The organism is Agrobacterium burrii, from assembly GCF_017313405.1.
GTDB lineage: Bacteria > Pseudomonadota > Alphaproteobacteria > Rhizobiales > Rhizobiaceae > Agrobacterium > Agrobacterium burrii.
On the sequence record NZ_JAFLNA010000014.1, the window covers coordinates 94443 to 113529 of the forward strand.

Here is a 19087-nt window from a genome sequence, read left to right on the forward strand (position 1 = left end):
CATTGAGGCAGGTCGGTTACCGGAAGCGCGAGAAACATGCGTACTGGCGTCGTAACAACGCCAGCAGAATTGTGGATGATCAGACGCCTTGCCAGTGGCGTGACGTAGAAAGGCAGAGATCAATCCGGACGCTGCAGCAAAGCGAGAGCAACCGTGAAACCGGCCAAAATCGCAGTCAGGGTCAACGGAGCGGTAGCGCCATAGGAATCAACGATGTAGCCGCCAAAAACCGCACCGATACTGATGGCCACCTGAAAGGAAACGACCATCAGGCTGCCTGCTGCCTCCAGGGCATCGGGTGCGCCGCGGGAAAGGTTGGTCGGCAGCACCACAGGCGCCATGCCGAAGGCAAGACCCCAAAGAGCGACGAGAGCAAATGCGGCACCGGTATGAGCACCCCAGACAACAAGGGCGATCGTCGCAAACGCCATCAGGGCGGCAGTGACGATGAGTGCGAGGCGGATACTGGTGTCAGCCATCCGGCCCCCCAGCACATTGCCGATCACGGAAGCGACACCAAAGCCGAGCAGGGCGAGGGCAATCGGCGTGGTCTCAAGCAGCGTCACCTGTTCGAGGAAGGGACGCACATAGACCGAACCGGCAAAATGCCCCGTCATCAGCAACAGGATTGCAAGCATCCCCAGTTGAATGCTGCGCCGCCGCGTCAGCCGCAGAACATCGGAAAGACTGTTGCTCGTGCTTGCCGGCAGCGAGGGCAGGCTGAGTATCTGCAGCAGCATGGCAATTATGGCGAGCCCCGCCGTCATCGACATGGCGATGCGCCATCCAACCCAGTCGCTGATCAAGGCGCCCATTGAAGGGGCAGCGATGGTGGCGAGCGAAACGCCGAGGGTGACGATGGCCATGCCGCGCCCGGTCGAATTTGCGCCAACGAGCCGCGCGACAACGGCAACCGAAAGAGCCCAGAAGCCGCTGAGCGCGATACCCAGTCCGGCCCGGCCCACCAGCAATAGCCAGAAATCCGCAGCAACTGATGCGAGAATGTTGGAACCGATCGCCAGCGCGCTGAGACCGACAAGCACGGTCTTGCGGTTCAGTTTGCCAATGAGAACATTGCTCAGCAAAGCCGTCACGGCGCCTACGGAAGCTGTCGCCGTGACGACCTGCCCGGCGGTACCCTCGGTGATGCCGAGATCGCGCGCCATGGGCGTCAACAATCCCGCTGGCAGGAACTCGGCCGATACCAGCGCAAAGCTGGTGGCCGCCATCGAAAGAACCGCAAACCAGGTGGCTGCGGTCCATGCGGGTTGCTCGGCGGTCTCCAGGCCAATTGTTGCCCCATCAAATTCTGATGTCGTGTCCGTCATGGTGTCTCTCCTTGAGTTGAGAGAGTTTTAGACGAATTTTTTCGGATGATATGTATCTAAAAATCCGAATTTCATGCCTATTCCTCCGAAATTTGTGCGTCGCACAACGTTCGGATGCGCATATGCGTGGCCGCTATCTGAGATATGAAGGCTGGATGCCTGGCGTCTGCCGAGGGAGGGAGGTCTGTTCCCTGTCTGGCTGTGGGCCATCTCTCTCGCGTCACCCCGGACCGGCCGTTTCGTGTTCACCGCGTGTCGGATCTGGCATGGCGCGAAACGCGCATATGCTCGATGATGTGCGCGCCCGAGCCTGAGACGTGGGTGGCTATGGCAGCCGAGGCGGCGTCGGAATCATGCATCTTCAGGCAGCGCAACAGTTCCTGATGCTCTTTGACCACATCACGCTGACGTTTTACCGAGGTGGAAAACCGCCGGCTGATCGCGCCCAGAATCTGTCGGTGACGCACCCAAAGGTCGACGGCATGCCGGTTGTAGTGTCGGTCGTACATGAGTTGATGAAATTGCAGATCGAGGTCGGAATGCTTTGCCTCGTCCGCGAAATTCAGGTCCTCGATCTGTTGTTGCAGGGCTTCAAGCGCTTCAATGTCTGCTTTGGTGGCAATGTCCACAAACCAGCGTGTCAAAGCGGGCTCGATCAAAACCTCGATCTCACAGATGTCGCGCACGAAGTCCTCGTCTATCGGGCGCACGCGCGCGCCGCGATTGGGCGCCATGACGACGAAACCTTCGCCGCGCAATTGCTGGAGGGCTTCGCGGACCGGATTGGTCGAAGTGCCCATCCGGTTTGCGAGGTCCGTGACCTTCAACCGCTCATTTGCCTTCAGGCGGCCGTGAATGATGTCGTCGCGCAGGCGCTCATAGACCGAAACTTCGGCCTCGTCCGTCATGGAGTCCAACTCCGGCGTTGGTGCAGAAAGGGTGGTGATCGTGTTCATGAGGTTGCTTTTAAAGCATTTTCCCCGCGATTGCCAATAGGAAAACGTATTTTCATACATTCATATTGACAAATAATGTACGATCTGAAAGTTTTTGTGCACAAGACGGAGGAGGCGCCGTCTGAGGGAGAATGCCGGTGGTGGAGCCGGTAATCGGAGGAGAAGAAATGAATTACCGGTTCACACCGCGTCGCTTTGGCCTGTCCGGCACGCTGCTTGCTACTGCCCTTCTTTGCGGAACGGCTCCTTTATGGGCTGCCGATTACAGGCAGGCGCCTGTGCTCGATGAGCAGGTGAAAGGCGGCAAACTGCCAGCCGTCACTGATCGTCTGCCAGAGACGCCGTTCGTCGAAACCATGGTGGATGGTGTCGGCAAATATGGCGGCACGCTGCGCACGACCATTCTCGCCAACGGCGACCAGTACAATCTGACGCGCACCATTGCCAACGAGTTGCTGGTTCGCTGGGATCCGCAGTGGAAGAAGATCATGCCTTCCCTTGCGGAAGAGTTCAAAGCATCGGACGATGCGACGACCTACACGTTCAAGCTACGCAAGGGCCTGAAGTGGAGCGACGGCCAGCCCTTCACGGCCGATGACATCATGTTCTGGTATGAAGACGTCTTCATGAACCCGGCGCTGTCTCCGGCAAAGAACCCGACCTTCACGGTGGGTGGTAAGCCGGTGAAGGTCACGAAGATCGATGACCTCACCGTCGAGTTCAAGTTCGAGTCGCCCTACGGCCTGTTTCTGCAACAGCTTGCCTATGGCCAGGGGCATCTGCCGGTCATTTACCCCAAGCACTACCTCAGCCAGTTTCATGAGAAGTACAACAAGGATGGCATTCCAGCCATTCTGAAATCCAACCCGGCTGCGGGCGACTGGGTGGCGCTGTTCAACTCCAAGGTTTCTCTGACCTTCCAGCCCGCATATTGGCAGAACCTCGAGCTGCCGACGATGAACCCTTGGGTGCTGACGGTGCCTTATGCGGATCAGGACCGCGTGGTTGCCACACGCAACCCATATTACTGGAAGGTCGATACGGCCGGCAATCAGCTTCCCTATATCGACACGATAACCTGGGCCAAGCTCGACGATCCGCAGTTGATGGCGCTGAAGATGACGTCCGGCGAGTTCGATTTCGCGTTCCGCCACATCAACAACGCCACATTCAAGTCGGTTCTGTTTGATGGTCAGGAAACCGGCAATTACAAGTTCGTGGATGTGAAGGATCTTCCGGCAAACGACGCCACCATTCTGCTGAACCTGAATTCCACCGATCCGGTCAAACGCAAGATTTTCCAGAACAAGGATTTCCGTATTGCGCTGAGCCAGGCCATCAACCGGCAGGAAATCATTGATCTTGTCTATGTGGGGCAGGGTACGCCCGCGCAGGTGGCGGTGCAGCCCGAACACGAACTCTACAACGAACGCGAGGCGACGCAGTACACGCAGTTCGATCCAAAGCTCTCGGCTGAAATGCTCGACAAGATATTGCCGAAGAAGGATGCGGAAGGTTTCCGGCTGGATGAAACCGGCAAGCGGCTGACGATCAACTTCATGGTGGCGGATGTCTTCGGTCTGTCCTACCCCGATGTCATGCAGATGGTTCAGCAATACGCCAGGGATGTCGGCATCGATATCCAGCTCAGGACCACGGACCGGGCGCGATTGAACACCATGTGGTCGGCAAACGAGCAGGATGCCTATATCTGGAACTGCGTCGGCGGCCTTTCCGAGGTCTATACCGACCCGCGCTGCTACATGCCGTTCCAGAAGGCGGATATCTTCTTCGCCATGAAGTGGAGCGAATGGTACGCCAATCACGCCACCGGCGAGGAGCCTCCGGCCGAGATCAAGGCGTTGATGGCTTCTTACGACAAGGTCAACGCGGCCGTGACGGACGATGATCGTCGCGACAAGATGAAGGCGTTCCTTGAGCTTTCAGCCGATAACTTCCTCAATATCGGTATTTCCCGGCCCAAGCCGAAATACATGATGACATCGAAGAACCTGAAGAATGTGGTGAACGGCATCCCGATCACCGGCAATCTCTGGCACCCTGCGCCGACGCTGACGCAGTGGTATTTCGACAAGCCTGCTCAATAAGGCTCCTCCCGCCGGCAGTGGCGTAAATGCCGCTGCCGGTCCCTTCGATCTATGTCACATCGAACGGCGAGATCCATGTTTCGTTTTATTCTCAAGCGGCTGGTGTTTGCGATACCGACACTGTTTGCCGTATCCATCATCGCCTTCATCATCATCCAGCTGCCGCCCGGTGACTATCTCACGACGCTGATGGCGGACTGGGCCAGCCAGGGTGGTGCCGTGGAAGCGGGAACGGTAGAGGCCATGCGCGAGCGTTATGGTCTCGATCAGCCCATGTATTTCCAATATTACAAGTGGATCTGGGGTATCCTCACGCAAGGCGATTTCGGCATTTCCTTCGAGCTGGGACGTCCGGTGACGGAACTCATCTGGAGCCGTCTCGGCTTCTCGCTTCTGCTCTCGTTTCTGACGCTGTGCTTCGTGTGGGCAATCGCCATTCCCATCGGCATTCTGTCGGCTGTCCGGCAATATTCGATTTCCGATTATTCCGCGACTTTTCTCGCCTTCTTCTTTCTGGCCGTGCCGGATTTCCTGATGGCGCTGTCCGCCATGTACGTCATGTCCGCGTGGTTCGGGCAAAGCGTCGGTGGGCTGTTTTCACCGGCATTTGTCGATGCTCCCTGGAGCTTCGCAAGACTGATCGATTTTTCCCAGCATGTCTGGCTGCCGGTCATCGTCATCGGGCTCGGTTCGCTTGCCGCCCTCGTGCGCATCATGCGCGCCAATCTGCTGGATGAGCTTTCGAAACCCTATGTCACGACGGCTCGCGCCAAAGGCATGTCGGAATTCGAATTGTTGATGCGTTATCCGGTGCGACTGGCGCTCAACCCGCTGATTTCCACGCTGGGCTGGATTTTGCCGGCGGTAATTTCAGGCGAAATCATCGTCTCCGTCGTCATGAGCCTGCCCACCACCGGGCCACTGCTGCTGCGCGCGCTGCTTGCCCAGGACATGTATCTCGCTGGCTCGCTCATCCTGCTGATCTCGGTGCTGACGATCATCGGCACTTTGATTTCGGACATCCTGCTTGCCATCACTGACCCGCGGATTCGGCTGCAATGACAGACATCACTCACCTCCCGCCGGATACCGGCCCATCGCTCGACCTTCACAACAAGGATATTGCCGTTGCCGGACAATGGCGTCTCTTCTGGCTCAAGTTCAAGAAGCATAAAATCGCCCTTGTGAGCCTGGTGGTGATCATCGTCATGTATCTCGTGGCGGCTTTTGCGAATTTTATCGCCCCGGTTGATCCCAACGCCACCAATGCCCGCTTCACCTATGCGCCGCCGCAATGGATATCGTTGCTGCATGACGGCTCATTCAAGCCGCATGTCAGCCAGTTGAAGATGACGCTGAACACGGAGTCCATGCGTCGGGAATTCACGCCCGATCCGGCCAAGCCGCTCACTGTCGGCTTCTTCGTCAAGGCGCAGCAACCCTATCATCTGCTCGGCTTCATTCCGATGGAAACCAAGCTGTTCGGTCTGACCGACCCCCAGCCCGGCGACAGTCTCTATATTTTCGGTGCAGACCGTCTCGGGCGCGATATCTTCAGCCGCGTCGTGCACGGCGCCCAGATATCGCTGTCCATCGGCCTCGTCGGCGTGTTCATGAGCCTCATTCTGGGCGTTACCATCGGCGGTATATCCGGATTCTTCGGCGGATGGCTCGATCTCGTCATCCAGCGTGCCATAGAGTTGCTGCGATCCATTCCGACGATCCCGCTATGGATGGGGCTTGCAGCCGCAATCCCGATCGGGTGGCCGCCGCTTCGCACCTATTTCATCATTACCCTGATCGTCTCACTGATCGGCTGGACCAGTCTGGCACGCGAGGTGCGCGGCAAGTTCCTGTCATTGAGGAACGAGGACTTCGTCATCGCCGCACGGCTGGACGGGATGAGCGAATTCCGCATCATCTTCAGCCATCTCGTGCCGTCCTTCATGAGCCATATCATCGCGACGCTGACGCTTGCCATTCCCTCGATGATCCTGGCTGAAACCGCGCTGTCCTTCCTCGGTATCGGCCTTCAGCCGCCGATCATCTCCTGGGGTGTTCTCCTTCAGGAAGCGCAGAACATCCGCGCGGTGGCGCAGGCGCCCTGGCTGCTGTTCACGCCCGCCGCCGCGATCGTGATCTCGGTGCTTTCCCTCAACTTCCTCGGCGATGGCCTTCGCGATGCCGCAGACCCATACGAGTCCGTATCATGACTAGCAGTGACGACACGATCCTCAAGGTCGATAATCTCAAGACCTATTTTCCAACCCGCACCGGCATCTTCAAGGCGGTGGATGGCGTCTCCTTCGAGCTGAAACGCGGCCAGACGCTCTGCGTCGTCGGTGAGTCCGGCTCGGGAAAATCGGTGACGGCGCGCTCGATCCTTCAGATCGTCGACAGACCCGGTCGCATCGAAGACGGCCACATCCTGCTGAAACGGACGGATGGCAGCGTGACCGATCTTGCAGCGCTCGATCCGCGCGGCAAGGAAATCCGCTCGGTGCGTGGCAAAGAGATCGCCATGATCTTTCAGGAGCCGATGAGTTCGCTGTCTCCGGTCCACCGCATCGGCACACAGATCGGAGAGGCGCTTCGCATCCATTTCGGAACGTCAAAGAAGGAGCAACGCGCCCGCGTCATCGAGTTGCTCAGACAGGTGGAAATACCAAGGCCCGAAACGGCGATCGATCGCTACACGTTCGAATTCTCGGGCGGAATGCGCCAGCGCGTGATGATCGCCATGGCGCTTGCCTGCAATCCATCCGTTCTGATCGCCGACGAACCGACGACGGCGCTCGATGTGACGACGCAGGCGGAAATTCTCGATCTCATCAAGAAACTCCAGAAAAGCCATGGCATGGCAGTTCTGTTCATCACCCACGATATGGGCGTGGTGGCGGAAATTGCCGACGAAGTCCTCGTCATGTATCGCGGCAAGGTGATGGAGAAAGGCTCGGTCGAGCAGATTTTCCACGCGCCGCAGGATGACTATACGCGTGGACTGATCGGCTCCGTCGTCAAGCTGGAGAAAAAGGCGGAGGTGCGGCTGAGCCGTCCCGCGATACCGGCTGAAACGCCGCTTCTTCTCGATGTCAAAAACCTGTCGCTGACCTTTGCTTCGGGTCTGAAGGCTGTCGACGACGTGTCCCTGTCGGTTCGTCCGGGAGAAACCCTTGGCATCGTCGGCGAATCCGGGTCCGGCAAAACGACGATGGGCCGTTGCCTCCTGCGCATTTACGATCCGCAGGCCGGGACGATCGGCTATCGCCGCCCGGATGGCAGCACCGTCGATCTTCGCACCGCCGGCAAAACGACGTTGAAGGACGTTCGCCGTGAGGTTCGGATGATCTTTCAGGATCCTGTCGGTTCGCTCAGCCCGCGCAAAACCGTCGGCCAGATCATTGCAGAGCCTTTGAAACTTGCCGGCATGAAAGGCGCCGAGGTCGAGGATCGCGTTGCCGAGCTGATGCAGCAGGTGGGGTTGGAACCCGCATGGCGCGAGCGCTATCCGCATGCCTTTTCCGGTGGCCAGCGCCAGCGCATCGGCATTGCAAGGGCAATCGCGGTCAAGCCTCGCCTCATCGTCGCGGATGAGGCGACGTCCGCGCTCGACGTTTCGCTTCGCTCGCAGATGCTTGACCTGATGATGAGCCTTCAGGACCAGCTCGGCCTGTCCTACGTCTTCATCTCTCACGACATGTCCGTCATTCGCTACATGTGCGACCGCGTTGCGGTCATGTATCGCGGCAAGGTCGTGGAGATGGGCGACACCGATCAGGTCGTCAACGATCCGCAGCATGACTACACGCGCTCGCTGCTGTCGGCCATTCCCCATCCCGATCCGCGTGAGAGACGCCTCTCCCAGCGCTTCCGCTACGATCCCACCCGCACCGTTTCCACCATTGGATAAGTCATGAAAATTACCGACGTTAAAATCATCGTTTGCTCACCCGGCCGCAATTTCGTGACGGTGAAGATATTCACCGACGAAGGGCTGACCGGTGTGGGTGACGCGACGCTCAACGGCCGTGAAAAGGCGGTTGTCGCATATCTTCAGGATCATCTGGCACCTCTGCTGATCGGTCGTGATCCCTCGCGGATCGAAGATATCTGGCAATATTTCTACAAGGGCGCCTATTGGCGTCGCGGTCCGGTGACGATGGCCGCCATTGCCGGCATCGATACCGCGCTTTGGGATATCAAGGCCAAAGCCGCAAATATGCCGCTTTATCAGCTCTTCGGCGGTGCGAGCCGTGAAAAGGTGCTTTGCTACACCCATGCGCAGGGCACGGATATCAATGAAGCGGTAGAAGCCGTCGGCAAACGGATCGATCAGGGCTACAAGGCCGTTCGGGTGCAGGTCGGCATTCCCGGTCTGCCCGGCGTTTACGGAACCGGGGCAAAATCCGTCACCAACAATGCTGTCGATGATGCCGTTCCGCATGAGGAAGTGTGGTCCACATCGAAATATATGCGGCATATTCCGAAGCTTTTTGAAGCGGTTCGTGACGCCTATGGCGATGACATCGAACTGCTGCACGACACGCATCACCGCCTGACGCCCATCGAGGCGGCGCGGCTGGGCAAGGATCTGGAATTTGCGCGGCTGTTCTGGCTCGAGGATACGGTTGCCGCTGAGCATCAGGAAGGCTTTCGCCTGATCCGCAAGCATACGACGACGCCGCTTGCGGTTGGCGAAGTGTTCAACACGATCTGGGATGCCCGCCTGCTGATCGAAGAGCAGTTGATCGATTATATCCGCATGACCTCGGTCCATGCGGGCGGTGTGACGGCACTTCGCCGTGTGATGGATTTTGCCGGTATCTATAATGTCCGCACCGCCTGCCATGGCGCAATGGACATGTCGCCCATCTGCCTTGGCGCCAATCTCCATCTCGACCTGTGGGTGCCGAATTTCGGTATCCAGGAATATTCCGGTTATCTGCCGGAAATCCTCGAGGTGTTTCCGAGCGCATGGAGCCTGAAGGACGGCTATCTGCATCCCGGTGACGCCATCGGCCATGGCGTCGATATCGATGAGAAACTCGCAGAGAAATATCCGTATCAGCGCGCCTATCTGCCCGTGAACCGTCTGGAAGACGGCACGCTCTGGCATTGGTAAGGGGAGAGACGATATGAAGATTACAGCAATCAAGAGCTACGCGGTCAAGGTCGGCATTCGCAACCAGCTTCTGGTGAAGATCGAGACCGATGAAGGCATTTTCGGCTGGGGCGAAAGCGGTCTTTCGGGGCGAGAAAAGGCGGTTGTCGGCGTGCTCGAGCACTATGCCGAGTTCCTGCGCGGTCGCGATCCCTTCAAGATCGGCGCGCTCTGGCAGGAAATGTATCGTAGCCAGTATTTCGAGGGTGGGCGTGTGCTGCAGGCGGCAATCTCCGCAATCGATATCGCTCTGTTCGATATCAAGGGAAAAGCTCTTGGCGTCCCGGTCTACGATCTGCTCGGCGGCAAGCAGCGCGACCGTATTCCGACATTCGCCACGACGTTCGCAGCCCCCGGTGAAGCGATGATCGAACAGGCGCAGATGCTTGTCGAACATGGCTGGACCGCCATGCGCCTGTCTCCCGACGGTCACGAGAACAAGGAGATTTACGAGCCGCGTGAGCATATCGCGACAACAGCGAAATGGTGCGTCAAGGCGCGCGAAGTGCTGGGCGACGATGTGGTGCTCGGCATCGATTATCACCACCGCCTGACGGTGGCGGAAGCGGCTAGTTTCTGCCAGAAAATGCCGAAGGGCACGCTCGATTTTCTGGAAGAGCCGATCCGCGACGAATCTCCCGGCGCTTACGAAGCTCTGCGTCGTCTGACCGACGTACCGTTCGCCATCGGTGAGGAGTTCTCATCCAAGTGGCAGTTCCAGCCTTACATCGAGCGGGACATCCACCAGTTCAATCGTCTCGATGTCTGCAATGTTGGCGGCTTGACCGAAAGCATGAAGGTCGCCGCATGGAGCGAAACGCATTATGTGGACATGATGCCGCACAATCCGCTCGGGCCGATCTGCACCGCGGCGACGATCCATTTTTCCGCAGCGGTTGCCAATTTCTCATGGCTTGAAACCCGTGCCAGCCCGGCTGAAACCCATCTCGGTTTCGACAATTCGGAGTTCTTCCCGGTTCAGCCAAAACTTGAGGGGCCTTATTACCCGGTTTCTGATGCACCCGGTCTTGGCATCGAGGTGAATGAGCAGCTGATCGCACGGCAAAGCTTCGAGTTCTGGGAAGCGCCCCACCTCAAACGTCGCGACGGGTCCGTGACCAACTGGTGATGTCGCAGATGCGTATCGCTTGGATAACACTCGGCGATACGCAGTTTTTGCCCGTCAGATTACTTTTCAACGGTGTCGGATGCCTTGCGGGCACGTGACAAGGCATCCGTCATCTCGCTTCGTGCAACACCAATAAGCCGCTCCATCGCCTGGCGAGCCGCATCCGGACGCCGCATCCGTATCGCTTCAAGCACGTCCTGATGCGTCGAAATGGCCTGTTCATGGGACTGGCTGGCACGATTGGTCAGGCGGAAGCTTGCAAGCAGGGCGGCGCGAATGGCGGTGGCGAACTGCCGGTAGACCCAGTTGCCGCTGGCATTGATGATCGCTGTATGGAAATCCAGATCGGCCCGGCTCCAGTCTTCGGTGTCGCGGGCATTGGCCTCCACCATGTTCTCGAACGCTCTGGAAATATGGTACAATTGCCGGGCATTGGCATTTGCCGCCGCCTGCGCTGCCGCCGCCGGTTCGAGTAGCTGGCGGGCATCGATGAGTGAGGCATAAAAGGCGTCGTCAGCGCCCACCGACAGCATGACATCCAGCACGATCGGATCGAGATAGTTCCAGTTCTCACGCGGCAAAACGGTTGTGCCTGCCCGCGTTCGCGACCGCACCATGCCGAGCGCTGAAAGATATTGCATTGCCTCCCGCAGGCTGGTGCGGCTGACGCTGAACCTTTCTGTCAGTTCGGCTTCGTTCGGAAGCGTCGAGTTCTCTGGAAAAGCGCCTGAGACGATCAACTCGACAAGACAGTGGAGCAGCATTTCCCGCACGCTGCGTTTGCCGTGCTGGGCAATCGGCGTGCCGTGTTCCGTCAGCACTTGGGTCATGCGGCCGCTTTTCACGGTGCTGCTATCCTTCTGTTTCTTTTCCCGACATGCGTGAAAAGCCTGCTCGCCTCGACCCGCAACCGAAAATTACGAAGGGACTCAATCGATAATATGAATGATCCTGACAAAACGATCAAATCGAAAAATAAATCGTATTTAAGTTGATATTTGTCCGACTTAAATTAAGGTTTCGTTGTGCCGAATGGTGGAGAGAGACACCGGCAGTCGGGTTTTTATCAGGGAGAGAGCAGATGAAGCTCATTAGACACGTGGCACTTCTGGCTGCGGCAGCATGTGCGGGCGCAACGACCGTTGCCGCGCAGGAAGATCTGAAGGTTGGCGCAATCTATATGGATGCGCAGGGTTTTTATGCGGGTGTACGCAAGGGCATCCAGAGCGGAGCGGCGGAAGCCGGCCGCAAGCTTGATGTTGTCGAGACAAATGCACAGGGAGATGTCAGCAAGGAATCCTCCTTCATCGATTCCTTGATCTCCGCCGGCGTTCAGGCTATCATCATATCGCCTGTTTCCGCCGATGGCTCTTACCGGGCAATCCGCCGTGCGCATGACGCGGGCATTCCGGTGGTCTGCTACAACACATGCCTCAACGACGCCGAAATGAAGGAATATATCTCGGCCTATGCGGTCGGCGATCCATTCGATTTCGGCCGCAAGCTCGGTGATGCGGCTGCGGACTATTTCATCGCCCAGAAGAATGAAGCACCGAAGATCGCGGTTCTGAACTGCGAATTCGTCGAAGTCTGCGTTACACGCAGAAAAGGCTTCGAAGAGGCGTTACAGGCCAAGGTGCCGGGTGCGAAGATCGTTGCCAACCAGGAAGGCGCTATCCTCGACAAGGCAGTTTCGGTCGCCAGCACGATGCTTTCCTCCAACCCGGATATCGACGCCTTCTTCGGCGAGGCGGGTGGGGCAACGTTGGGCGCGGCCCGTGCGGTTAAAAGCCAGGGCAAGACCGGCAAAGTGGTCGTCTTTGGCGGCGACATGACCACCGAAATTGCCCAGGAACTGGCTGACTTCTCGGTCATCAAGGCTGTTGTCGATATTTCCGGCCAGGGTCTCGGCAGGCTGGCGCTTGCTCAGGCGATCAAGTCCATCGACGGCCAGCCGCCAGAAGGCATCAAGGTCGCTTACGATATCGATCTCTACAAGTCGTCCGAAGATGGCAAGGGCTGGCTGAAGGCGCATGCTGACGGCATCCCCTGATCAACCTTTCGTCGCTGCGGCTCCGTGAGCGGTCCGCCAGATAGAGCCGCCGGGCAATCGGCGGCTTCAACAGCAATGGAAAGACCCATGACATCTGTTTTCCAGAACAGTCTGCCGGATATTTCGGCCGTCGCCTCGATCAAGGGATGTACGCGGCGTTACCCCGGTGTACTTGCTCTTGACGATGCCACATTCGAGGTGGCGCCCGGGGAGGTGAGAGCTTTGCTCGGCAAGAACGGCGCCGGTAAATCGACCCTGATCCGCATGCTGACCGGTGCCGAGACGCCGGATACCGGAAGCGTATCGATCGGCGGCTCCGAACTTTCCTCGTCCGGCTCTGCGCGGGCGCAGGAATCCTTCAAAAAAGGCGTGCGCGTCGTTTATCAGGAACTTAGCCTGGTGCCCGGCATGACGCTTGCCGAGAACCTGTTTCTCGGACGCTGGCCGCGTAAGGGCGGTGTCATTCAATATGCAGCCATGGAAGCCGAGGCCGCAGAAGCCATGGCAAGCCTTGGCCTTGATCTTCCGGCGGATCGTATCGTGGCGGGCTTGAGCCCTGCGGAGCGGCAATTGCTTGAAATCGCCCGCGCCATGGTGGGCCAACCCAGGCTTATTATTCTCGACGAGCCAACCAGTTCCCTGGCCGCAGCGGAGGCTGAAAAGGTCATGGCTGCCGTCAAAAATGTGGCTGCGAAAGGAATCGCGGTCATCTATGTCAGCCATCGCATGAACGAAATTCGCCAGATCGCTCATTCCGCGACGATCATGCGTGATGGCCGGATTATCGATACGGTCGACGTAAAAGGAGCCGATACGCGCGAGATCGTCAGGCTGATGCTCGGTTCCGAAGCCTCCCAGGCCGCGGCGCTTGAAAACCATGCGTCTTCCGATGTGGTTCTGGAGGTGCGGGATCTGGCGCTGGCCCCGAAGCTTTCGTCGATTTCCTTCGCCCTCCACAGGGGAGAGGTGCTCGGTATTGCCGGTCTGCTCGGCGCGGGCCGCACGGAGCTGCTGCAAGCCATCATGGGCGTGCGTGATTTCGACGGCGGCGATGTCCTGGTGGATGGACGCTCGGTCAAGTCGGCCGGTTACAAGCAGATGGTCGGTATGGGTTTCGGCTATACGCCGGAGAGCCGCAAGGAAGAGGGGATCGTGCCGCTGCTTGGCGTTGACGAAAACACGCTTTCCACCAACTTCTCGGGCGTCAGTCGTAACGGTATCCTCTCGGCCAGCCGCATGGCGCAGGCGACACGCGACATCATTGAGCGTCTTCACATCAAGACGGCCAGCACCGACACACCAATTGGAACACTTTCGGGCGGAAATCAGCAAAAGGTCGTCATCGGCCGCTGGGTCTATGCCGGAAGCCGCATTCTTCTTCTCGACGAACCAACGCGCGGCGTGGATATCGAGGCGAAAGCGCAGATCTACGCCATTATCCGGCAGCTCGCCGCGGAAGGTCGCAGCGTCATTTTCGTTTCCAGCGAAATCGAGGAACTGCCGCTCGTCTGCGACCGCGCACTCGTTCTTCGTGATGGTGCGCTGCGCGAAGAGTTCAAATCACCCAACATAGATCAGGACACCTTGATGGCTGCCTGCATTACCGGACATTGAGGGAGACAGACCATGTCACTCGATCAAACTGCCAAAAAGGCTGTTTCACAGAAGACTGCAAGCCGGGGCTTTGCCCTCTCGAAGCATATGAACGAGCTTAGCCTGTTCTTTGCCATTGCCGTTCTTTACGTTGTTTTTTCATCGACTGCGCCCGGCTTCATGTCGTTCAATAACCAGGTCAACATCCTGCGTGATGCGGCGACGATCGGCATTGCCGCCTGGGCGGTGACGCTCATCATTATTGCCGGTGAAATCGATGTCAGTGTCGGGCCGATGGTGGCTTTCATCTCGGTCGAGCTTGCATTTCTTCTGCAATGGGGTGTTCCCACACCTGCGGCCTTCGTGCTGGCGATAGCGTTCGGGGCGCTGCTCGGCGCCATTTCCGGCATTCTGCGAGCCTATTTCGATGTGCCGTCTTTCGTCGCCACGCTCGGCATGTGGAGCGCGTTGCGCGGCATCGCGCTTTTCGTAACTGATGCGCTGCCGGTTTCCATCGGCCGCAACGACATGCTGGATGCGCTCGACCGCTCGGTATTCGGCATTCCACCAGCCGCCATCATCATGCTGGTGCTGTTTGCGATTTTTGCTTTCGTCAGCAGAAAAACCGCCTTTGGTCGGTCGGTTTTCGCTGTTGGCGGAAATGCACATGCAGCCTTCCTCAGCGGCATCAACGTCGCACGCATTCGTGTGGCGCTCTTTGCCATCGGCGGAGCGATGGCGGCCATATCAGGCATTCTTCTTGTTTCGCGTCTTGGTTCGGGCAATGCAACGGCGGCGAACGGTCTTGAATTTGACGTGATCGCGGCAGTGGTTGTGGGTGGGACCGCGCTTTCCGGCGGCCGCGGCTCGATGCTGGGTACGCTGCTTGGCGTTCTGGTCATCACGCTTATCGGCAATGGTCTTGTTCTTCTCGGCATCAATCCGTTCTTCCAGCAGGTAGTTCGCGGTCTCATCATCGTCATCGCCGTGCTTGCCAATATTCAGGCGATCAAGCGCAGCCTGTCGCGCAACAGGGGATGACGCGGCATGGCCATGATTGATCTGAAATCGGGACCGTTATCGCTGCGCATCTCGACGCAGGGCGGTATCATCCTCGGCTTCTGGAAGGATATCGACGTTGGCCGCGTGCCGTTGCTGCGTCCGGCAAAGTCGGACGATGCGGATGCCCTTGGTTCATCCTGCTATCCACTGGTGCCTTTCGGGAACCGTGTAAAAGACAACAGCTTCGAGTTCGATGGCAGGGCCTATACGCTCGCTGCCAACACGGCATGGGATCCGCATTACCTGCATGGCGAGGGCTGGCAGGCCGAGTGGTCCGTGGGTAAAAGAACGCCGACATCCGTCGAAATGAGCTTTACCTGCCATGGGTCATCCACGCCCTATCACTATCGGGCGGTGCAGACGTTCACGCTTGAAGATGATTGCCTCGTGCTGACCCTTGCCGTGGAAAACATGGGGGAGCGCCCGATGCCCTTCGGGCTTGGCTGGCATCCCTATTTCCCCCTGACGCCGAAGACGACGCTGCGTGCTGCCGCCTCGCACTTCTGGACGGAAGTCGAGGGTTGGTTGCCGGGCGAAAGAACAGCCATACCAGCCGATCTGGATTTCAAGAAGCCTGCTCCCCTGCCGGAACGCTGGGTCAATAATGGTTATGAGGGATGGGCGGGCGAAGCGACCATTGTCTGGCCGGAGCGCCATACGCAATTGCTGCTCACTGCCGATCCGATTTTCAGGCACGCCTTTGTGTTCGTATCCGACACTACCTTCGATCCTTCTTTTGAGCGCGATTATTTCTGTTTCGAACCGATGTCGCATCTGGCGAACGGGCATTATCTTCCTGGCCTGGGAGACCTTAAAGTGCTGGCGCCTGGCGAAAAACTGGCGGGCAGCTTCAGGCTTGAGCCGCGGGATCTATGAATATGCACATGCATCTGGAGATTAAAAATGGCCGATAAGCGGTTCGACTATATCATCGTCGGCGGTGGCAGCTCGGCATGTGTCGTCGCCGCGCGTCTTGTCTTGTCCGGGGCGCGGGTGCTGTTGCTGGAGCGCGGGCCGGCCAAAGCCAGCCCCATCATGCACTTTCCGGCGGGTTACATGAAGTTCCTGGCGAAGGATACCTATCTCGCCATGCACAGCACGAAGCCGCAACCGCAGCTCGATGGTCGCGGACCCATCGTGCCGCAGGGCAAGGTGCTGGGCGGCGGAAGCACCGTCAACGCCATGGTCTATATGCGCGGACAGGCGGCGGATTTTGATCTCTGGAATGAACTCGTCACGACGCCCGGTTCTGACAATGACGGTGCATGGTCCTACAGTGACCTTTTGCCCTATTTCAAGGCGCAGGAAGACAATGACCATCTGGCAGGCGAATATCACGGCGTCGGCGGACCGCTGAAGATTTCGCATCTTGGTCACACAAGTCCCATGACGCGCACCTACGTCAAAACGCTTCAGGGCATGGGCATTCCCTATAATCCCGACTTCAACGGCGCCGAACAGTTCGGTGTCGGCTTCATGCAGCACACCATAGACTGGATGACGCGCAAGCGTTCCAGCGCAGTCGATGCGTTTCTGGCGCCGGTCATGAACAATCCGAAGCTAACCATCGAGACCGGCGCCACTGTCACGTCGATCCGCATGGATGGGAACCGTGCCATTGGCGTCGACTATGTCGAAAACGGCGCAAGAAAAACAGCCGATGCCGGCGTCGAGGTCATCCTCGCGGCGGGGGCCTACCAGACGCCAAAGCTCCTGATGCTGTCCGGTATCGGCCCGGAAGATCATCTCCAGCAACACGGCATCGCAACGAAAATCGCGCTTCCCGGCGTGGGCAAGAACTTGCAGGATCATTATGAATGCCCGGTCGTCGCCACGACAAAAGGCGCGTTCGGCTATTACGGGCAGGATCGTGGCTGGCCGATGATCAAGGCCGGTTTGCAATACCTGATGTTCAAATCCGGCCCTGCTTCCACCACGGGTGTCGAGACATGCGCTTTCTACGATCCGAACGGCAATAATGACCGACCTACGATCCAGATGTTCTGTGTGCCTACCGTCTATCTGGATCGCGATGTCATGGGAACGGAACCAGGTGACGGCGTGACGATCAATTCGTTGCTGCTTCGCCCGAAAGCCCGAGGTTCGGTGACGCTTTCCTCCAGCGATCCCTCAGCAGATCCAATCGTCGATACGCAGATATTCGCTCATCCCGATGACCTGAAGCTGACCATGGCCGGCTTTCGTTTTGCGCGTCGGGTGCTTGCGGCCTCACCCATGCGCGACCTGATCGACAGGGAAATCTTCCCCGGTGCCGAGGTTACGAGTGATGAGGCAATCGCAGCCCATTGCAGGCGCACAGTAAAGACGGGCTATCATCCTGTCGGCACGTGCAAAATGGGCCATGACGGCGACCCGGAAGCGGTTCTGGACGCCAGGCTCAGGGTGCGCGGCACGCGCTGCCTTCGGGTCGTCGACGCCTCGCTAATGCCGGCAATCGTCAGCGGCAATACCAATGCCGCCGTTCTTGCTGCCGCTGGCAAGGCAGCTGATCTTATTCTTTCTTGATTGGACTGATCTCATGAAAATTACCAGGCTGACCACCTACATCGTCCCGCCACGCTGGCTTTTCCTCAAGATCGAAACGGACGAAGGTATCGTGGGGTGGGGCGAACCCGTCGTCGAAGGCCGCGCGCTGACGGTCGAGGCGGCGGTGCAGGAAATGGCGGATTATCTGATCGGCAAAGATCCGTTCCTCATCGAGGATCACTGGACGGTGCTTTATCGTGGCGGCTTCTATCGTGGTGGCGCCGTGCACATGTCCGCGCTCGCCGGTATCGATCAGGCGTTGTGGGATATCAAGGGCAAAGCGCTCGGCCAGCCGGTTCACTCGCTTCTCGGAGGCCAGCTTCGCGACCGTATCAAGGTCTATTCCTGGATCGGCGGCGACCGGCCCTCGGACGTCGCGCAAAATGCCAGAGATGTCGTGGCGCGCGGTTTCAAGGCCATCAAGTTGAACGGCTGCGAAGAGATGCAGATCGTCGATACCAACGAAAAGGTCGAGAAGGCTGTCGAGACCATTGCCATTATCCGTGAAGCAGTCGGTCCGCATATTGGCATCGGCGTCGATTTCCACGGTCGCGTTCACAAGCCGATGGCCAAGGTGCTCGCCAAGGAACTTGAGCCTTACAAGCTGATGTTCATCGAAGAGCCGGTTCTTTCCGAAAACAAGGAAGCGCTGAAAGAGATCGCCAACCATACCTCGACGCCGATTGCGCTGGGTGAGAGGCTTTATTCACGCTGGGACTTCAAATCCGTCTTCGAAGGCGGTTACGTCGATATCATCCAGCCGGACCTGTCGCATGCCGGCGGCATTACCGAATGCCGCAAGATCGCGGCCATGGCGGAGGCCTATGACGTGGCGCTCGCGCCGCATTGCCCGCTGGGGCCGATTGCACTCGCCGCCTGCCTGCAGGTGGACGCCGTATCCTATAACGCGTTCATCCAGGAGCAGAGCCTCGGCATTCATTACAACAAGAGCAACGATATTCTGGATTACATCTCCAACAAGGATGTGTTCCAGTATGCGGATGGCTTCGTCTCTATCCCGCAGGGGCCGGGCCTTGGTATTGAAATAGACGAGGCCTATGTCATCGAGCGCGCCAGGCAGGGTCACCGCTGGCGCAACCCGATCTGGCGTCATGCCGATGGCAGCTTTGCCGAGTGGTGAGTGGGGTGA

Annotated in this window: 15 protein-coding genes; 12 read left to right on the plus strand and 3 right to left on the minus strand. The window is 58.3% G+C overall.

Annotated elements, in window-relative coordinates; translation table 11 throughout:
* Nucleotides 1-119: 119 nt before the first annotated feature.
* Both JZX89_RS22645 and JZX89_RS22650 read right to left on the minus strand, forming a co-directional pair.
* Entirely contained in the window at nucleotides 120-1328 is a 1209-nt protein-coding gene (locus JZX89_RS22645) for an MFS transporter (RefSeq protein WP_207135365.1), read from the minus strand.
* A 245-nt stretch (nucleotides 1329-1573) separates the two neighbouring features.
* Entirely contained in the window at nucleotides 1574-2284 is a 711-nt protein-coding gene (locus tag JZX89_RS22650; protein ID WP_207135366.1) for a GntR family transcriptional regulator, read from the minus strand.
* Between the two features lie 167 nt (nucleotides 2285-2451).
* Between JZX89_RS22650 and JZX89_RS22655 the strand changes: the two genes are divergently transcribed.
* The 6 genes from JZX89_RS22655 to JZX89_RS22680 all read left to right on the plus strand — a co-directional run bounded on the left by JZX89_RS22655 (nucleotide 2452) and on the right by JZX89_RS22680 (nucleotide 10682).
* Nucleotides 2452-4392 (plus strand): ABC transporter substrate-binding protein, encoded by a 1941-nt coding sequence (locus tag JZX89_RS22655; protein ID WP_207135367.1) that lies wholly within the window; start codon nucleotides 2452-2454, stop codon nucleotides 4390-4392.
* A gap of 75 nt (nucleotides 4393-4467) precedes the next feature.
* Nucleotides 4468-5454: an ABC transporter permease gene (locus tag JZX89_RS22660; protein ID WP_153516128.1), complete on the plus strand. Its 987-nt coding sequence runs from the start codon at nucleotides 4468-4470 to the stop codon at nucleotides 5452-5454.
* Nucleotides 5451-6605 (plus strand): ABC transporter permease, encoded by a 1155-nt coding sequence (locus JZX89_RS22665; protein ID WP_207135368.1) that lies wholly within the window; start codon nucleotides 5451-5453, stop codon nucleotides 6603-6605. Before JZX89_RS22660 ends, JZX89_RS22665 begins: the two co-directional genes overlap by 4 nt.
* Nucleotides 6602-8302, plus strand: coding sequence for an ABC transporter ATP-binding protein (locus JZX89_RS22670; protein ID WP_207135369.1), 1701 nt, complete (start codon nucleotides 6602-6604; stop codon nucleotides 8300-8302). Before JZX89_RS22665 ends, JZX89_RS22670 begins: the two co-directional genes overlap by 4 nt.
* A gap of 3 nt (nucleotides 8303-8305) precedes the next feature.
* The gene (manD, locus tag JZX89_RS22675; protein WP_207135370.1) at nucleotides 8306-9514 is read left to right on the plus strand and encodes a D-mannonate dehydratase ManD; all 1209 of its coding nucleotides are present in this window, start codon (nucleotides 8306-8308) and stop codon (nucleotides 9512-9514) included.
* A 13-nt stretch (nucleotides 9515-9527) separates the two neighbouring features.
* The gene (locus JZX89_RS22680) at nucleotides 9528-10682 is read left to right on the plus strand and encodes a mandelate racemase/muconate lactonizing enzyme family protein (RefSeq protein WP_207135371.1); all 1155 of its coding nucleotides are present in this window, start codon (nucleotides 9528-9530) and stop codon (nucleotides 10680-10682) included.
* 59 nt (nucleotides 10683-10741) lie between these two features.
* On the opposite strand, the gene JZX89_RS22685 is transcribed toward JZX89_RS22680, so the two are convergent.
* Nucleotides 10742-11512, minus strand: coding sequence for a FadR/GntR family transcriptional regulator (locus tag JZX89_RS22685; RefSeq protein WP_207135417.1), 771 nt, complete (start codon nucleotides 11510-11512; stop codon nucleotides 10742-10744).
* A gap of 251 nt (nucleotides 11513-11763) precedes the next feature.
* Between JZX89_RS22685 and JZX89_RS22690 the strand changes: the two genes are divergently transcribed.
* The 6 genes from JZX89_RS22690 to dgoD all read left to right on the plus strand — a co-directional run bounded on the left by JZX89_RS22690 (nucleotide 11764) and on the right by dgoD (nucleotide 19078).
* Nucleotides 11764-12735: a substrate-binding domain-containing protein gene (locus JZX89_RS22690; RefSeq protein WP_153516133.1), complete on the plus strand. Its 972-nt coding sequence runs from the start codon at nucleotides 11764-11766 to the stop codon at nucleotides 12733-12735.
* Nucleotides 12736-12822: 87 nt separating this feature from the next.
* Nucleotides 12823-14349 (plus strand): sugar ABC transporter ATP-binding protein, encoded by a 1527-nt coding sequence (locus JZX89_RS22695; protein WP_153516134.1) that lies wholly within the window; start codon nucleotides 12823-12825, stop codon nucleotides 14347-14349.
* A gap of 12 nt (nucleotides 14350-14361) precedes the next feature.
* Nucleotides 14362-15369 (plus strand): ABC transporter permease, encoded by a 1008-nt coding sequence (locus tag JZX89_RS22700; RefSeq protein ID WP_153516135.1) that lies wholly within the window; start codon nucleotides 14362-14364, stop codon nucleotides 15367-15369.
* Between the two features lie 6 nt (nucleotides 15370-15375).
* The gene (locus JZX89_RS22705) at nucleotides 15376-16266 is read left to right on the plus strand and encodes an aldose 1-epimerase (protein WP_153516136.1); all 891 of its coding nucleotides are present in this window, start codon (nucleotides 15376-15378) and stop codon (nucleotides 16264-16266) included.
* Nucleotides 16267-16293: 27 nt separating this feature from the next.
* Nucleotides 16294-17916: a GMC family oxidoreductase gene (locus JZX89_RS22710; protein ID WP_153516137.1), complete on the plus strand. Its 1623-nt coding sequence runs from the start codon at nucleotides 16294-16296 to the stop codon at nucleotides 17914-17916.
* 13 nt (nucleotides 17917-17929) lie between these two features.
* On the plus strand, nucleotides 17930-19078 hold the full coding sequence (dgoD, locus tag JZX89_RS22715) for a galactonate dehydratase (protein ID WP_153516138.1): 1149 nt from the start codon (nucleotides 17930-17932) through the stop codon (nucleotides 19076-19078).
* Nucleotides 19079-19087: the final 9 nt, after the last annotated feature.

What these genes read in the sequence shown, in the direction of transcription:
- JZX89_RS22645 (WP_207135365.1), bottom strand. Translation starts at nt 1,328, where the DNA reads ATGACGGACACGACATCAGAATTTGATGGGGCAACAATTGGCCTGGAG.
- JZX89_RS22650 (WP_207135366.1), bottom strand. Translation starts at nt 2,284, where the DNA reads ATGAACACGATCACCACCCTTTCTGCACCAACGCCGGAGTTGGACTCC.
- JZX89_RS22655 (WP_207135367.1), top strand. Translation starts at nt 2,452, where the DNA reads ATGAATTACCGGTTCACACCGCGTCGCTTTGGCCTGTCCGGCACGCTG.
- JZX89_RS22660 (WP_153516128.1), top strand. Translation starts at nt 4,468, where the DNA reads ATGTTTCGTTTTATTCTCAAGCGGCTGGTGTTTGCGATACCGACACTG.
- JZX89_RS22665 (WP_207135368.1), top strand. Translation starts at nt 5,451, where the DNA reads ATGACAGACATCACTCACCTCCCGCCGGATACCGGCCCATCGCTCGAC.
- JZX89_RS22670 (WP_207135369.1), top strand. Translation starts at nt 6,602, where the DNA reads ATGACTAGCAGTGACGACACGATCCTCAAGGTCGATAATCTCAAGACC.
- manD (WP_207135370.1), top strand. Translation starts at nt 8,306, where the DNA reads ATGAAAATTACCGACGTTAAAATCATCGTTTGCTCACCCGGCCGCAAT.
- JZX89_RS22680 (WP_207135371.1), top strand. Translation starts at nt 9,528, where the DNA reads ATGAAGATTACAGCAATCAAGAGCTACGCGGTCAAGGTCGGCATTCGC.
- JZX89_RS22685 (WP_207135417.1), bottom strand. Translation starts at nt 11,512, where the DNA reads ATGACCCAAGTGCTGACGGAACACGGCACGCCGATTGCCCAGCACGGC.
- JZX89_RS22690 (WP_153516133.1), top strand. Translation starts at nt 11,764, where the DNA reads ATGAAGCTCATTAGACACGTGGCACTTCTGGCTGCGGCAGCATGTGCG.
- JZX89_RS22695 (WP_153516134.1), top strand. Translation starts at nt 12,823, where the DNA reads ATGACATCTGTTTTCCAGAACAGTCTGCCGGATATTTCGGCCGTCGCC.
- JZX89_RS22700 (WP_153516135.1), top strand. Translation starts at nt 14,362, where the DNA reads ATGTCACTCGATCAAACTGCCAAAAAGGCTGTTTCACAGAAGACTGCA.
- JZX89_RS22705 (WP_153516136.1), top strand. Translation starts at nt 15,376, where the DNA reads ATGGCCATGATTGATCTGAAATCGGGACCGTTATCGCTGCGCATCTCG.
- JZX89_RS22710 (WP_153516137.1), top strand. Translation starts at nt 16,294, where the DNA reads ATGGCCGATAAGCGGTTCGACTATATCATCGTCGGCGGTGGCAGCTCG.
- dgoD (WP_153516138.1), top strand. Translation starts at nt 17,930, where the DNA reads ATGAAAATTACCAGGCTGACCACCTACATCGTCCCGCCACGCTGGCTT.